Annotated in this window: 9 protein-coding genes; 2 read left to right on the top strand and 7 right to left on the bottom strand. The window is 72.5% G+C overall.

What is annotated here, in order from left to right; translation table 11 throughout:
* Nucleotides 1-362: 362 nt before the first annotated feature.
* Nucleotides 363-1526, bottom strand: coding sequence for an acyl-CoA dehydrogenase family protein (locus OHB44_RS05590; RefSeq protein WP_238683195.1), 1164 nt, complete (start codon nucleotides 1524-1526; stop codon nucleotides 363-365).
* 250 nt (nucleotides 1527-1776) lie between these two features.
* Between OHB44_RS05590 and OHB44_RS05585 the strand changes: the two genes are divergently transcribed.
* Complete coding sequence (locus OHB44_RS05585; protein WP_238683194.1) at nucleotides 1777-3204, top strand: UDP-glucose dehydrogenase family protein; 1428 nt, start codon at nucleotides 1777-1779, stop codon at nucleotides 3202-3204.
* A gap of 151 nt (nucleotides 3205-3355) precedes the next feature.
* Nucleotides 3356-8251: an SCO7613 C-terminal domain-containing membrane protein gene (locus OHB44_RS05580; protein ID WP_330439779.1), complete on the top strand. Its 4896-nt coding sequence runs from the start codon at nucleotides 3356-3358 to the stop codon at nucleotides 8249-8251.
* Between the two features lie 173 nt (nucleotides 8252-8424).
* Here the strand turns inward: OHB44_RS05580 and purE are convergent, their stop codons facing one another.
* The 6 genes from purE to mca all read right to left on the bottom strand — a co-directional run bounded on the left by purE (nucleotide 8425) and on the right by mca (nucleotide 16269).
* Nucleotides 8425-8916 (bottom strand): 5-(carboxyamino)imidazole ribonucleotide mutase, encoded by a 492-nt coding sequence (gene purE, locus OHB44_RS05575; RefSeq protein WP_238666648.1) that lies wholly within the window; start codon nucleotides 8914-8916, stop codon nucleotides 8425-8427.
* A gap of 32 nt (nucleotides 8917-8948) precedes the next feature.
* Entirely contained in the window at nucleotides 8949-10124 is a 1176-nt protein-coding gene (locus tag OHB44_RS05570; RefSeq protein ID WP_238683191.1) for a 5-(carboxyamino)imidazole ribonucleotide synthase, read from the bottom strand.
* Nucleotides 10125-10245: 121 nt separating this feature from the next.
* A complete protein-coding gene (locus tag OHB44_RS05565) occupies nucleotides 10246-12282 on the bottom strand; it encodes a thioredoxin domain-containing protein (protein WP_330439777.1) in 2037 nt (678 codons plus the stop codon).
* Nucleotides 12283-12334: 52 nt separating this feature from the next.
* On the bottom strand, nucleotides 12335-14866 hold the full coding sequence (locus tag OHB44_RS05560; RefSeq protein ID WP_238683189.1) for a putative bifunctional diguanylate cyclase/phosphodiesterase: 2532 nt from the start codon (nucleotides 14864-14866) through the stop codon (nucleotides 12335-12337).
* 179 nt (nucleotides 14867-15045) lie between these two features.
* A complete protein-coding gene (locus OHB44_RS05555; protein WP_266303651.1) occupies nucleotides 15046-15339 on the bottom strand; it encodes a hypothetical protein in 294 nt (97 codons plus the stop codon).
* A gap of 48 nt (nucleotides 15340-15387) precedes the next feature.
* A complete protein-coding gene (mca, locus tag OHB44_RS05550) occupies nucleotides 15388-16269 on the bottom strand; it encodes a mycothiol conjugate amidase Mca (protein WP_330439775.1) in 882 nt (293 codons plus the stop codon).
* Between the last annotated feature and the right edge of the window lie 28 nt (nucleotides 16270-16297).

The following is a 16297-nucleotide window of genomic DNA, read 5'->3' as shown; positions in this document are numbered from 1 at the left end:
CGACAAGCCGACGCGTGGGCCGCCCGACGATTGCGTCCGATTGCCGGATCCGATCAGGCCGAGACGTCGGGTCGAGCACGGGACCCCCTTCGCCGCACGGACCCGCACCACGCGTGCGTGGCGGGGGGAAGGCGCCCGGCGTACCCGAAGGCACCCGCACGCCGGGCAAGCAGCAGGCATCGACACCCGAATTCGGGCGGACGCGTGCGCCGGGGCCATCGACGAAGGCCAGTGTGCGTACGCGCCGAATCAGGCCCCGTCCGTCGCGGCCCCGCCTTTACCCGAGCGCCGGGATGCCGTGCGCCGGCGCCGGCGATTGCCGGCACCGGACGCTTGTGCCACGGCGTTCGGAAACACCTCGGTCAGCCCTGCAAAAGCTGCCGAGCCATCACGATCCGCTGGACCTGGTTGGTGCCCTCGTAGATCTGAGTGATCTTGGCGTCCCGCATCATCCGCTCGACCGGGTAGTCCCGCGTGTAGCCGTAGCCACCGAGCAACTGCACCGCGTCGGTGGTGATCTCCATGGCGGCGTCGGAGGCGAAGCACTTCGCCGCCGCGCCGAAGTAGGTGAGATCCGCGTCGCCACGCTCCGACTTGCCGGCGGCCGCGTACGTGAGCTGCCGGGCCGCCTCGAGCTTCATGCCCATGTCGGCAAGCATGAACTGGATCCCCTGGAACTCGGCGACAGCCTTGCCGAACTGGCGACGCTCGGCCACGTACCCCTTCGCGTAGTCGAGCGCGCCCTGCGCGATGCCGACGGCCTGCGCGGCGATGGTGACCCGGGTGTGGTCCAGGGTCTTCATCGCGGTCGCGAAGCCGGTGCCCTCCGCGCCGATCATCCGGTCGGCCGGGATCCGCACGTTGTCGAGGTAGACCTCGCGGGTGGGCGAGCCCTTGATGCCGAGCTTCTTCTCCGGCGCGCCGAAGCTCACGCCGGCATCGGACTTCTCGACCACGAAGGCCGAGATGCCCCGGGACCGGGCGGAAGGGTCGGTGACGGCGAAGACGGTGTAGAACTCGGACACCCCGGCGTTGGTGATCCAGCGCTTCACACCGTTGAGCACCCAGTGATCCCCGTCACGTACCGCCCTGGTGGTCATGGACGCCGCGTCGCTGCCCGCCTCCGGCTCGGAGAGGCAGTACGAGAACATCGCGTCACCGGCCGCGACCGGCGTCAGGTAGCGACTCTTGAGGTCGGCGGAACCGGACAACAGCAGCGGCATGGTGCCGAGTTTGTTCACCGCCGGGATCAGCGAGGAGGACGCGCAGGCGCGTGCCACCTCCTCGATCACGATGGCGGTGGCCAGCGCGTCCGCGCCCGCGCCGCCGTACTCCTCGGGGATGTGCGGTGCGTGGAAGTCGGCCGCTCGCAGCGCGTCGTAGGATGCCTTGGGGAACTCCCCTGCCTCGTCGGCCTCCGCGGCGTGCGGAGCCACCTTCGCGGCGCAGACCTCTCGCACGGCTTCCCGGATCGCCTGGTGCTCCTCGGGCAACCGGTAGACGTCGAACGACTCCCCTGCGGCCATCTCGGCCCTCCCCTTCACCACTATCATGCGCAGTCTGTGACGACTCCTGACCGCCGTCCGCGCAGACTGAAGACTAGCGACTGCAGTTCAGGTGATGTTACCGGCGCGTAGGTATGGGCAGGACGGTGGACCTGACGCGCTCAGCGATGATGGAGATTGAGACAGTGAGCCACCCTCCGGTGCCCCGCCCAGGCGCCGCAGCAAAATGCGACGCGACGACGCGACGCCAGCGCGAGCGGAGAAGACAGGCGTGACGATCCCCTACCCCACCATCCAGCCGACCCCCGCCATCGCCGCGGTGACCCCGCCCTCGGGCGCACCCCGGCCGCGGGTGACGTTCCTTGGGACTGGTTACCTCGGTGCGACGTACGCCATTTGCTACGCCGAACTGGGCTACGAGGTTCTCGGGTTCGACGTCGACGCCGACAAGATCGCGATGCTGAACGCCGGTCAGGTGCCGATCCACGAGCCCGGCCTGGACGAGCTGCTCCGGCGCAACCTCGCCGCCGGCCGCCTCCGGTTCAGCACCGACATCGCCGAGACCGCCGAGTTCGGTGACGTGCACTTCATCTGCGTCGGCACCCCGCAGCGGGCCGACGGCATGGGCGCCGACCTGTCGTACGTCGAGGCGTCGGTCACCAGCCTCGCGCAGCACCTGACCCGCAAGGCCTTGATCGTCGGCAAGTCCACCGTGCCGGTCGGCACCGCCGAGTGGGTCGAGCAGCTCGTCGGCAAGCACACCCCGAACGACCTGGACGTCGAGGTGGCGTGGAGCCCCGAGTTCCTCCAGGAGGGCTTCGCCGTCGACGACGTACTGCGGCCCAACCGGATCGTGGTCGGCGTCAAGAGCGAGTGGGCCAACGGCATGCTCTACGCCGCGCACAAGGGCGTGTTCGACCTGGCGGCCACGGAGGACCGCGAGGTGCCCCTGGTGGTCACCGACTTCTCCACCGCCGAGCTGGTCAAGGTCGCCGCGAACGCCTTCCTGGCCACCAAGATCTCCTTCATCAACGCGATGGCCGAGGTCTGCGAGGCCTCCGGTGGCGACGTCACCCAGCTGGCCCGCGCAATCGGCTACGACCCGCGAATCGGCAACAGGTTCCTCCAGGCCGGCCTCGGCTTCGGAGGCGCCTGCCTGCCCAAGGACATTCGGGCCTTCCAGGCCCGCGCCCAGGAGTTGGGCGCCGGCGAGGCGCTGCGCTTCCTGCACGAGGTCGACCTGATCAACCTGCGTCGGCGTACCCGGGTGCTCCAGCTCGCCGCGGACCTCCTCGGCCGCCGCTCCGGCCCGGCCGGCCCGGACTTCTCCGGCACCCGGATCGCGGTGCTCGGTGCCACCTTCAAGCCCAACACCGACGACGTCCGCGACGCCCCGGCGCTCGCCGTCGCCGCGCTGCTGCACAAGGCCGGCGCCGACGTGCACGTGTACGACCCGCAGGGCACCGAGAACGCCCGCCGCGCGGTTCCCGAGTTGACCTACGAGAGCAGCATCAACGAGGCGGTCGACGGGGCCGACCTGGTCTGCGTCCTCACCGAGTGGGCCGACTTCCGCAACGCGGATCCGGTCGCCCTCGGCGAGTTGGTCAAGGGTCGCAAGGTCGTCGACGGCCGCAACTGCCTCGACCCGGCACTGTGGGCCCAGGCGGGCTGGGAGTACCGGGGCATGGGTCGCCCCTGACCCGACCGACGCTCCACCGGCCGGCCATCGAACATCTCGGTGACCGGCCGGTGTCGTTGTTTGCCCCGGACCCGCCGACAAGAGTCGAAATCCGCGCCAGCATTGGGCATGCTGCGACAGTGGGAGTCCACAGTGCGGGTGGAGGGGTGTCGTGGCGACCTTTCAATGCTCCTCGTGCGGCCGGGAGATCAAGCCGGCCGTCCGATGCCCGCACTGTGGGGCAGATCAACCACAGTGGGTCGAGCACCTGGCCGACATTGAGCGTTCGATAGCGGAGATGAAGGCGCGCGACGCCGCCATCGCCCGCGAGCAGCGGCAGATCGCCGCCAAGATGCAGGCCGCGCTCTTCCAGCGGGACATCCTCGCCCACGCCGGCGAGGAACGGATCAAGCAGGCCACCCGGCCGCGCCGGGTGCTGCGACGCCGCCCCGCTCGGCGGCCACCGACGGCCACCATGGGAGCGCCGCCCCGGGTGCCTCGCCAGGGCACACCGCCCGCCCCGGAGGATCCGCCGCCACCCCCGCCCCGGGCCGCCTGGCTGGACGCGGACGACCCGGAGCACCCGCCGGAGGCGTCCTCGCGCGAGGTGCAGAACATCCCGCTCGGGCTGGGCGCGCTGCTGCTCGGCGTGGCCGCTGTGGTCTTCGCCGCGGTTGCCACCAGCTCGATGGACGCGCTGGCCCGGCTCGGCATCCTGCTCCTGGCCACCGTGCTGATGCTGCTCGCCCCACCGGCACTGGCCCGGCGCGGGCTAACCTCGACCGCCGAGACCATCGCCGCGGTCGGCCTGCTGCTGGTGCCGCTCGCCGGCAACGCCCTCTGGGCGGTGGACCGAATCGGCACCGGCGGCGGCTCCGGCACTGTCTTCGCCGGGGTGATCTTCGCGGTCACCGCCGCCGTCGCGTTCGGGTACGCCGGTTGGACCGGTCTGCGCGCGCCCCGCTTCGCCACAGTGCTCGCCGCCCAGCCGGTGCTGCCCCTGCTGGCGTACGACCAGATCACCGGGCCGGGCGGCTGGGCCCTGGTGCTGGCCCTGGTCGCTCTCGTCAACCTCGGCCTGGCCCGCTCCGGCGTGACCGTCGAACGCCCCGTCCGACAGGACCTGCCATCGCCGGGCACGCCGTCCGCGCCCCGCCAACGCGACGCCGAGAGCCGGCCGGAGGGCGACCCGGAGGAGGCCGCCGAGCTGATCGACGCCAGCGGCGGTGCCACCGCCCCCCAGCCGACCCGACCGGTGCCCGGCCTGCGTCAGCTGACCTGGTTGCTGCACGCGCTGGCGGTCGCCGTCTCGCTGGCGTACGCGGTCACCGCCCTGCTCCGGGCACAGACCGTGCCGACCGCTACCGGCGCCGGGGTGGTGCTGCTGTTGGCCGCCGTGATCGGGCTGGCCGGCGCGTTGGTGCTGCGTCGTCCGCCGCTGCCGGACGTCGCGGCCGGCATCGTTACCCTGGCGGTGATCGGCTCGCTCAGCCGAATCGCCTCGGTGGCACTCCCCGGCCGGGCGCTGCTGCTGATCGCGGCGGTCATCACGGTGACCGGGCTGGCGGTGCGCGCGGTTCCGGAAGCGGCCCGGCGTGGCCCACAGCTCGCCTCCGCGGTGGCGTTGACCGTCAGTGGTCTGGTGGTCGCCGGCGGCGCGTTACGCGCCGGGGTGGCGCCGGTCCGGGCGGCACTGCCCGCCTGGAACCCCGACCTCAGCCGGTACCCGGGGGAGTTGGCCGCCGCCGTCGGGCCGACCACCTGGCAGCTCGCGGGTGCCGCGTTCCTGCTCACCATCGCGGCGGTGCTGGCCCTGCCCACCGAGATCCGCCGGGAGTTCGCGGTCGCCGGCGCGGCGCTGACAGCGCTCGCCGTCCCGGCCTCGTTCGGTCTCGGCTGGGCGACGGCACCCTGGCCCATGGTCATCACCGCGATCGGCATCGGGGTCATCGGGCTGTCCGCCCGCACCGACCGGGCCGCTGTCGCGCACGCCATCGGGGCGGCCGTGGTGGGCCTGTTCGGCGCGGGTGCCAGCCTGACCAGCCCCACCCTCACCGCCGCAGTCCTGATCACCCTGTTCGTGGCGGGCACGCTGGTCACGCTGGCGCCCCGGATCCGGATCGCCTCGGCCGCCTCCGACACGGTCACCGCCTGGGCCGCCGGTGGCGCCGCGTTCGCGCTGCCCGGGGCGGTGGCGGCGTTCGTGGCCGCGACCATGCCGAGCGACCCGACCCCCACCCCGGCGAGCCTGCGCGAGGTGACCGTCCCGATCCTGGCGGCCAGCTTCCTGGCGGTCTGCGTGACCCTGGGCTACGCAGCCGTCGTGCAGGTCTCCCAGCGCCATATCCCCGCCCCACTGTCGGTCGGCACCGGGCTGGGCGCGCTGATGGTCACCGCCGCCGCGTTCGGGGCGCCCGGCGCGACAGTCGCCGACGCCTGGGTGGGCGCGCTCCTGCTGGTCGCGGCGGTGCTGCTCTTCCTGGCCCCCTCCATCGACGCCGGCCGTCGAGCCGACCTCACCCTCGACGGCTCGGACCTGGCCGCCGCGGCGGTCACCACCGCCCTGATCGCCACACTGGTACGGATCGGGGCGGTGCTCGCCCCGGGGGGTCAGTTGGCGGTGGCCGCCGCCCTGCTCCTGGTGGTCGCCGTGGGCGCCCGCAGCATGCCCGAGGAGTGGCGACGCGGCCCGATCCTCGGCCTCACCGTCGGCGGTGTCCTGATCGGCGTCCTCGCCGGCTGGTCGGCGGTACGCGGTGGGGTTGGCGTGCTGGCCACCCCCGGGCCGATCTGGAGGGGCGACCTGAGCGACTGGCCGGCCGCCCCCGTGGGCGGTGCCACCTGGCAGGCGCCTGTGGCGCTGGCGCTCCTGGCCCTCGCCGCCGGCATTCTGCTCCCGCCGCCGTGGCGCTGGGACGTTTCCGGCGTGGCGGTGGTGCTCGCCACGATCGGCGCGCCCGCCGCATTCGATCTGGCCTGGTGGTCACCGGTCCTGGTCGGCGGAATGGTCGCCACCGTGTTCGGCATGGCCGCGGTGGCCACCGAGGAGGCGCGCGCCGGGCTGTCCCGGGCCACGGTGGCCGGGGTCGTCGCGCTGCACGCCGCCGGAGCTGGACTGGTCCGCCCGTGGACCACGGCCCTGGCGCTGGGCAGCATCGCGCTGATCGGCGTGGTGGTGGCCTCGCTGGCCCGCGTCCTCGCCGGTCCACAGGTCGCCGACATCGAAACCGAGGGTATGCCGCCGCACCTGGCGCAGATCGGCGGCGCGGCGATCGGTGCCGCCCTGCTGGCCCTTCCCGGTGCGGTGGCGGCACTGTCCGCCGAGTTCGATCATTCGGCGCAGGTGGTGCTGACCGCCGCGCTGGCCGCGACGAGCCTCGGCCTGGCCGCTGTGGCCGCCGTCCGCCGGTTGGTGCCGCAATATCTGCCCTGGGTCAGCGTGGCGGTGGTCGGCGGGGCCACCATCAGCGCCCTCGCCGCCATCCCCACCGGGCTCGCCGCCGGGGTCTACGCGGCCGCCGCCGCCCTGCTCGGCGTGCTGGCCGAGCTGATCCGCGCGGCCACAGTGCCGCCCACCGGCGCGGCCCAGCCGGTCCGGCGGTGGTCGGTGCGACTCGACGGCGCCCTCTGGCGGCTGCCCGACGACCCGGAGCGACGGCGGTGGCGGGTCAACCCGGCAGCGGGCGCGTTGGCCGCGGCGGCGCTGCCGACCGCCCTGGCGCTCGCCTCGATCGCACCCGCGCTGGTCACCGCCCTGGTCGAGCCACACCGCACATTGACCCGGATCTGGCAGGGTCCGCTCCCGGAGTTGCTCACTCCACCGTCGGACGTGGTCAACCCGACCCACGTACTGACGGCGTTGCTGCTCACCGCGACCGCCGCGCTGGCCGCCACCGGGTTCAGCGGTGGGCGACGGTCCCGCGCCGTGCCGGTGGTGCTGCCAGGGGCGGCCGTCACGCTGCTGATCGCGCCCATCGCGCTGGGCCAGGGCTGGCCCGCCAGCACCGTCGCCGCGCTCTCCGTCTTCACCATCGCGATGCTCGGTCTCGCACTGACCCCGCCGCCGGCGCTGGTCGAGCGGGCCCGCTCACTGCGGCTGGCCCGGGTGCTGGTGTTCGCCATTGGTCTGGCCGGTGGCAGCGCCGGGCTCGCCGGCAGCCTGGCCGACCGGCAGATGACCCTGTTCACCCTCGGCAGCGCGGTCGGGGTGGGCGCGGTGGCGGCGCTGTTCGGCACCACCCAGCGGGCGCGCATCCTCGGCTGGCTCTTCGCCTCACTCATGGCGCAGCTCTTCGTGCTCACCGCCGGCCTGGTCGCCGGACTGGCGGCGGTCTGGTCCGCGTTCGGGGTGCTCGCCGTCGGCGCGGTCCTCCAGGTGCTCGCCGCTACCCTGCCCCGGCTGCGCCGCCCGGAGGCGCAGCGTGAGGCCTCCACGGTGGAGTGGACCGGGCATGCTGCCGCGCTGATCGCGTTGGCCCTCGCCTTCGACTCGCCCCGTCACATCGCCGCCCTGCTGGCCGCCTGGGGCGCTGTCCTCGGGGTGGCGGCGACCCGACCCGGTCGCCGGCCGGTGGAACGCCGGATCCTGTTCTGGGCGGTGGTGGTGTGTGAGATCACCGCGTGGTGGATCCTGATGCGAGTCGCCGACGTGGCGTTGCCCGAGGCGTACACGCTGCCGTTCGCCGTGCTGGCCCTCCTCGTCGGAGTCCTGGAGCTACGCCACCGGCCCGACATGAGCAGTTGGGTGGCGTACGGTCCGGCGCTGGTCGCGGCCTTCGTGCCGACGTTGGCGATCGTGCTGGCCACCGAGTCCAGCACTGTGCGGCAGATGCTGCTGCTGCTCGGCGCGGTCGCGGTGCTGATCTTCGGCTCGTCCAGTCGGCAGCAGGCCCCGGTGATCGTCGGCGCGTCGGTCACCGCGATCACGGCGATCCACGCCCTGTTCAGCCTGGGCCCGTGGCTGGCGCTGATCCCGGTGGGCATCCTGCTGCTGGTGCTCGGTGCGAGCAACGAGCGCCGCCGCCGCGCCCAGGAACGCCTACAGACCGCCCTGCGCGGCATGAGATAAGACGGAGGGTCCCGGCGGCGTGGACGAGTGGGGACGGGTTCGCGTCACCCGCGTCCGTCTCGCGCGATCTTGCACTTTCTGTCGCGGCATAAGGGGTAAAAGCCGCGAAGCGACGACCGAAAGTGCAAGATCGCGGGGGCGGGGGTGGGGGGCGGGGGGCGGGGGGGGGGGGGTTAGTGCAGGGTGGCTTGGAGGGCGGCTTCCTTCGTTGCTACCAGCTTCTCCAGGTCCTGCTGGTAGGTCGCCATCTTGGCGCGCAGGCCCTCGTCGGCGGCACCGAGGATCCGCACGGCGAGCAGGCCGGCGTTGCGGGCGTTGCCGATCGACACTGTGGCGACCGGGATCCCGGCCGGCATCTGCACGATGGACAACAGCGAGTCCATGCCGTCGAGGTGCTTCAGCGGCACCGGCACACCGATCACCGGCAGCGGTGTCACCGAGGCCACCATGCCGGGCAGCGCGGCGGCGCCCCCAGCCCCCGCGATGATCACCTTGAGGCCCCGGTCGGCGGCGTCGCGCCCGTACTCGATCATCGCGACCGGAGTCCGGTGCGCCGAGATCACCCGGACCTCGTACGCCACGCCGAAGTCGTCCAACACCTCGGCCGCGGCCCGCATGGTCGGCCAGTCCGAGTCGCTGCCCATGATCAAGCCAACCGTGCTCACTGCGGCCCTCTCCTCGTTCCCGAAACCGTTACTCACTCGTGGCCCTCGCGCAGCCAGCGCACGGCCCGCGCGGCCCGCTCCCGCAGGTCGTCCAGGTCGTCACCGAGCACCGTGACGTGCCCGATCTTGCGGCCAGGTCGCACCTGCTTGCCGTACAGGTGCACCTTGGCACCCGGCTCGGCGGCGAAGAGGTGATGCAACCGCTCGTCGATCGACATCCCGCCCGGCTCACCACCGAGCACGTTCGCCGACACCACCACCGGGGCGGTCAGCGCGGTGTCACCCATCGGGTAGTCCAGCACGGCCCGCAGGTGCTGCTCGAACTGTGAGGTCCGGGCACCCTCGATGGTCCAGTGCCCGGAGTTGTGCGGACGCATCGCCAGCTCGTTGACCACGATCGCGGGCCGGCCGGCGTCGTCGCGCACCTCGAACAACTCCACCGCCAGCAGGCCGATCACACCGAGCGCGGTGGCCAGGTCGATGGCGAGCTGCTGAGCGGAGACCGCCAACTCCTCGTCCAAGCCGGGCGCCGGGGCCAGCACCTCCACGTTGATGCCGTCGCGTTGCACGGTCTCGACCACCGGGTACGCGGCCACCTGACCGAACGGCGAACGGGCCACCTGCACTGCCAACTCCCGCCGCAGCGGCACCCGCTCCTCGACGATCAGCCGGGTGCCGCCAGCGAGCAGAGTGGTCGCCAACTCCGTGGCCTGGGCGGCGTCGTCGACCATCCAGACGCCCCGGCCGTCGTACCCACCCCTGGCCGCCTTCAGCACCACCGGCCAGCCGACCTGCTCGCCGAAACCGACGAGGTCGGCGGGCTCCCCGACCGGCCGCCAAGCCGGGTTGGGCGCACCCAGCTCGGTCAGGCGTTCCCGCATGACCTGCTTGTCCTGGGCGTGCAGCAGCGCGTCCGCCGGCGGGTAGAGGGACACCCCTTCCGCCGCCAGCGTGCGAATGTGCTCGGAGGGTACGTGCTCGTGGTCGAAGGTGACGACGTCACAGCCCTTGGCGAAGGTGCGCAGCGCGGCCAGGTCGGTGTGGTCGCCGTACTGGACGTCGGCGGCGACCAGCGCCGCGCCGTCGTCGGGAGTGGTCGCGAGCACACGCAGTGACTGGCCGAGGGCGATCGCGGCCTGGTGGGTCATCCGGGCCAACTGGCCGCCACCCACCATGCCGACAACTGGCAGACCGGTACGGGAATCCATAGCGCGGCCAGCCTATCCGGGCCGCCGACGGGCCCACCGGGAGGGCTGGCGACCCGCCTCCGAAGCGCTGGCGGGACCGCCCGGCGGGCGGCGCGGGCGACTACCGGGCGTGGCCGTGCGCTCAGCCCAGCTCGGCTACCAGCTCCTCGACGGAGGTGACCGGCCGCTGGCAGACGAAACCCCGGCAGACGTACGCGGCGGAGCGGCCGTCGACCAGCGGACGGTCGGCGAGCAGCGGCACACCCGGCTGGTCCGGACGCCCGGCGACGACCACCGCTCCGGGCGGCGCGTGCCGGCGGGCGGCAGCCACCAGTGGGTCGCCGTCCGGGTCGTCGGTGACGACGGCGATCTCGTACGGCCCGGAGAGCAACGCCTCCCCGACCGTTGCCGCGTATCCGGCGAACCGGGGGTGCCTACCGACGATCGGCGCGACAGTGCCGAGGGCCGACTCGGCGGCCTCCCGGTAGCGCGTCTCCCCGGTCAGCGCCGAGTACGCCACCAGTCCGGCGATCAACGCCGACCGGCCGGACGGGGTGGCGTTGTCGGTCGGGTCGGCCGGCCGGGCGACGAGCCGCTCCGCGTCGTCGGCGGTGTCGTAGAAGGCGCCGCCGGGCGCGGCGAAGTGCGCCAGGGCGGTGTCCAGCAGCTCGCCGGCCAGTGTGAGCCAGCGGCCCTCCCCGGTGAGCTGGTGCAGCGCGCAGAAGGCCTCGGCCACGCAGCCGTAGTCCTCCAGGACACCGGCCGGCTCGCCGACCTTGCCGTCCCGGGAGACCCGGCGCAGCCGGCCGTCCACCAGGTGCACAGTGGCCAGGTGTTCGGCGGCCTGGCGCATCGCCCCGTCGGCCACGATGGTGACGCCGTCCATCAGGTTGGCGTCCTCGTCCTTCGGTGACGCGTACACGGCGGCGACCTGCTGGAACTCGGCGATGGCGGTGATCGCCAAACCGTTCCAGGCGGCCACCACCTTGTCGTCGAGGGCCGGCTGGGGGCGGGTGTCCCGGGCGGCGAGCAGCCGCCCGACCACCTGCTGCCAACGGGCGCGCACCTCGGGCGCGGCATCGTCCACGTCCCGGGCGAGCTTGAGCACGCTCATACCGTGCTCAAAGGTGCCTTCTTCCGTGACGGTGAACAGGTCGGCGGCGAACCGGCCGTCCTCCTCGCCCAACGCCTCCACGAGTTGGGTGGGCGTCCAGGCGTACGTGAGCCCCTCGACGCCCTCGGTGTCGGCGTCCAGTGCGGACGCGAACCCCTGCCCCGGCCGGTGCAGCTCGTCAGCGAGGAACCGGGCGGTGTCCCGGGCCACCCGACGGGCCAGCGGGTCACCGGTGAGTCGCCACAACTGGGTGTAGACCCGCAGCAGCAGTGCGTTGTCGTAGAGCATCTTCTCGAAGTGCGGCACCGTCCAGTGCGCGTCCACCGAATACCGGGCGAAGCCGCCCGCGAGCTGGTCGTAGATGCCGCCCCGGGCCATCGCCTCGGCCGTGTGCCGAGTGATCTCCAGGCTGCGCGGGTCGCCGGTGCGCTGGTGGTGGCGCAGCAGGAAGAGCAGGTTCATGTGCGGCGGAAACTTCGGGGCGCCACCGAACCCGCCGTTCGTTGCGTCGTACTCGCTGGCCAGCTTTGCGGCCGCCGCGTCGAGCAGCGGGGCGTCCAGCGGCGCTGTGGGGCCGCCAACGGCCTGCGCGCCGCCGATCGCCTCGACCACTGCGGCGCCCTGGCCCAGCACCGCCTCGCGCTGCTCACGCCAGGCGGTGGAAACCGACTGGAGCAACTGGACGAAGTTGGGTCGCGGGAAGTAGGTGCCGCAGAAGAACGGGGTGCCGTCCGGGGTGGCGAAGACGGTCATCGGCCAACCGCCCTGGCCGGTCATCGCCTGGGTGGCGGTCATGTAGATCGCGTCCACGTCCGGACGTTCCTCACGATCCACCTTGATCGACACGAAGTTGTCGTTCATCAGGGTGCCGACCTGCTCGTTCTCGAACGACTCGTGCGCCATGACGTGGCACCAGTGGCAGGCGGCGTAGCCCACCGAGATGAGCACCGGAACGTCCCGCCGCTTCGCCTCGGCGAACGCCTCGTCCGACCACGGCCACCAGTCGACCGGGTTGTCGGCGTGCTGAAGGAGGTACGGACTGGTGGCGTCGGCGAGTCGGTTCACCTGACGACCATAGCCAGCCCCGGCGCGGACCGCGCGGGCTCCACCCGGACGGTCAGGACGCGCCGTCGGCGCGGAGCCGGAACACGTTCGACTCCGCCGAGTCGCGCAGCGACCCCAGCACCGCGCCGATCTTGTCCGCCGGCATGGGCTTGAAGAAGTGGTAGCCCTGCGCGGAGGTGCAGCCCAACTCGGCCAGGGCCATCCGCTGCTCGGCGGTCTCCACCCCTTCGGCGACCACCCGCAGCCCCAGCTCGTGAGCGAGGCCGACCGTCGTCCGGACGATCGCGGCAGCCTCCGGCGAGTCGGCCATCCGGATGACGAAGGAACGGTCCACCTTCAACTCGTCCACAGCGATCCGGGTGAGGAAGGTCAGCGACGAGAAGCCGGTGCCGAAGTCGTCGACAGCGAGTTGCACGCCCATCGACCGGAGCGTCGCCAGCACCTCGTCGATGACCTCCAGCTCGCTCATCACCACCGTCTCGGTGATCTCCAGAACAAGCCGGCGCGGCGGCACCTGGTGGCGGCGCAACGCCTCGGCGATCTCCGCCGGCAACCGGGGGTCGAGCAGGCTGCGCGCCGAGAGGTTGACCGAGATCGGGACGTCCAACCCCTCCCGGGCCCAACTGGCGGCCACGCTGAGCGCCTTGTTCAGCACGTAGCGGGTGAAGGTGCCGAGCTGCTCGCTGTTCTCCACCGGTCGGATGAAGTCGGCCGGGTTCAGCCACCCACGCCGGGGGTGCTGCCACCGGATCAGCGCCTCCACGCCGGTGGGCGCACCCGTGGCCAGGTCGACCGCCGGCTGCAACGCCAGCACCAGTTGGTCGTCGACCTTCAACGCCTCCCGCAGCTCGGCCAGCAGGGCGAGCTGGTCGGTGCTGGCCGCGTCGCGTGAGCCGTCGTACGCGGCGACGTTGCCGCCGCCCTCCTTGGCCTGGTACATCGCGATGTCGGCCCGACGCAGCAGCTCGGTCAGGTCCGCGGTGCCCGCGGCGGCCACCACCACCCCGACCGAGACCTCGATGGACATCCGTACGCCGGCCACCTCGGTCGGTGCGGCCAGCCGTTCGGCGATCTCACGGGCCTGACGTAACGCGTGGGCCATCGGGGCGGCCCGGTCGCCGAGCACCGGCACCGCCGTGAGCAGGAGGGCGAACTCGTCGCCACCGAGTCGACCGAGCAGGTCACCGGCGCGGACCAGCGAGTTGAGTCGGTTCGCGGTCAGTCGCAGCAGTTGGTCACCCGCCGCGTGGCCGAGGGTGTCGTTGACTTCCTTGAACTGGTTGATGTCCAGCAGCAGCAGCGCCACCGGGTGGTCGTGGCTGAGCTGTCGCAGCGACTGGTCGCCCTTGCTCAACATCGCCGCCCGGTTGGCGAGCCCGGTGAGCGGGTCGTGCACCGCCTCGTACGACGAGCGGGCGGTCACCAGCCTCAGCTCGTGGTGGGTCGCGGCGTCGTGCAGCGCGGCGGCGAGGGCGTCGCCGAACGCGGCCACCGCGTCACGTTCCCGGGCCGTGGGCGGGGCCGAGCGGGGGAACCGCACCCGCAGCCGACCGACCGGCGTGGCGCCGACCGACAGCGCCCGGCTCAGCTCGTGCTCGTCCGGCTCCGACTGGTCCGGCGGCCCGGTCTCCCGGTCGATCAGCTGACCGCTGGCGTCGCCTCGGTAGAGGTGCCACCGGCCGTCGGCCCGGGCCACGTCGACGTCCACCAGCTCGGCATTGAACAGCGTCAGCGCCCCGGTGACCGCCGCGCTGGCCACACCCCGCTCGTCGAGCTGGTTGAGGGCCGCGGTGGCCTCGGCGAAGGCACGCCAGGTGCGGCGCTCCTGATCGGAGCGCAGCCGGTAACGGTAGGTCTGCTGCAACAGCCACAGCAGCGGCGGCAGCAGCAGCAACCAGCGGGGGTCGAGTTCCAGCAGTGCGACCACCACGAGGCCGACCGCCACGTTGCCGACGAACATCAGCAGCTTGCCGCGCAGCGCGGCGAGCAGCGGCGGCCCGATCGGCAGCCCGTGTCGCAGGCCCAGCGTCACGCCGCCCAGCCAGGCGGTCACCAGGAGGTACGTCACCGAACCGGCGATCACGGCCAGCGCCAGGATCGGAGTTGGCGGCGAGAGCAGGGGCCGCCCGAGCGCGGTGGTCACGGAGACGGCCAGTGCCGACGCGGCGGCCAGCGACGCGGCGATCCGGACGATCTCCAGGGCCGGACGGCGGTCGTTGTGCAGTGACAGCAACGTCCAGGCCAGCCCGGTGCCGAGCAGCGTGGCGGACGGGAGCCAGCCGGCTGGGGTCAGGTAGAGGCAGACGATCAGGGCCGCCTCGCCCCAGGTGATGCTGACCATGCCCGCGGCCGAGCGGAATCGCAGCCGGGCGAGCTGGGCGAGCGCCAGGACGGCGACGGCGATGCCGAAGCGAGCCGGACCGCCGAGGGGGTCGTCGGCCGGCAACCGGACCGGGAGGGTCAACCCGACAGCGGCGGCGGCCAGGGCGGTCAGCGTGACGGCTGCGGTGAGCACGAGCAGCCGGCCCGGTGTGCCACGCACCCCGAGCCGATCGAACGGGCCGTCGGCCGGATCGGAGGTCATCGACCTCCCCCGTCAGCCGACCGACCGACGTCGCGGTGGGCGGCCGCTGCTGTGCTGGTCATCGGCGCCCCCTCCCGCACACGGCTCGGAGACTTTTGGTCCCCCCGGCGGAAGGCTAAGCCAAACCGGGTGGCCGCAACAGGGGGCGACCACCCGGTTCGGCGTGATTCACGCGCGGACTACCCGTTCAGGTGCTGCTGGTGCCCGTTGGGAGCGGGCGCGGATGAATCACGCCCCCCGGTCCCGTCTGTCGGATCGACGACTGCCGCATCGGCCCTGGTCGGGTCGGTCGCCCCGGACTGCTGGGGGAAACGGTCCGGCAGGCGGCGCAGCCGAGCGTTCATGTTGCGGATCAGCAGGATGGTCGCGGTGGCCAGCAGCAGGATGAGGAAGAGGCCCATCGGCCCGGCCAGACCACCCGTGCGGGTGTCCCCGAAGTTGTTCTCCGCGAGCACCTGGGCAGCGGTCAGCATGGCGTTCCTCCGATGTGCGGTTGGTAACCAGGGTAGCCCCGCCGGGAATCAGCGCGCGTGCGCCGTCTCCCGCACTCCGGCGAAGAGATCGGACTCGGGCAGCGGGCTGTCGACCATCGAGCGGGCCAGCTCGTAATCCTCGGTCGGCCAGGCGCGCTTCTGGAGCTCCATCGGCACATGGAACCAGAAGCCGTCCGGGTCGACCTGGGTGGCGTGGGCGCGCAGCGCGTCATCACGAACCGGGAAGTAATCGGCGCACTCCACCCGGGTGGTGATCCGCGGGCCCTTGTCGGGGCGGTCCTCCCACCGCTTGAGCCACTCCTCGTAGGGCGACTCCAGACCGGCGGCCAGCATGCCCTCGTGCAAGGCCATGATCTTGCCCTTGGAGAAACCGATGTCGTAGTAGAGCTTCAGCGGCTGCCAGGGCGCGCCCAGCTCCGGGTAGCGCTCCGGATCACCGGCGGCCTCGAACGCGGCCACGCTCACCTTGTGACACATGATGTGGTCCGGGTGCGGGTAGCCACCCTCCTCGTCGTACGTGGTCACCACGTGCGGACGGAACTCGCGCATCAGCCGCACCAGCGGACCTGCGGCGACTTCGACGTCCTGGAGGCCGAAACAGCCCTCGGGCAGCGGCGGCAGCGGATCACCCTCGGGCAGACCCGAGTCGACGAAGCCCAGCCAGGCCTGGTCGACACCGAGGATCGCCCGCGCGGCGTCCATCTCGGCACGCCGGATCTCGCCGATGTTGGCCCACACGTCGGGTCGGTCGAGCTTGGGGTTGAGCACGCTCCCGCGCTCGCCACCGGTGCACGTCACGACCAGGACGTCCACCCCCTGAGCGACATATTTCGCCGTCGTCGCCGCGCCCTTGCTCGACTCGTCGTCCGGGTGCGCGTGCACGGCCATGAGACGCAGTTGCTCTGCCAACTTCGGCGCTCCTCGTCTGTGCCGGACG

The sequence above is a fragment of the Micromonospora sp. NBC_00821 genome, from assembly GCF_036347035.1.
Classification (GTDB): Bacteria; Actinomycetota; Actinomycetes; order Mycobacteriales; family Micromonosporaceae; genus Micromonospora; species Micromonospora hortensis.
This window is presented reverse-complemented; position numbering and strand designations above follow the sequence as displayed.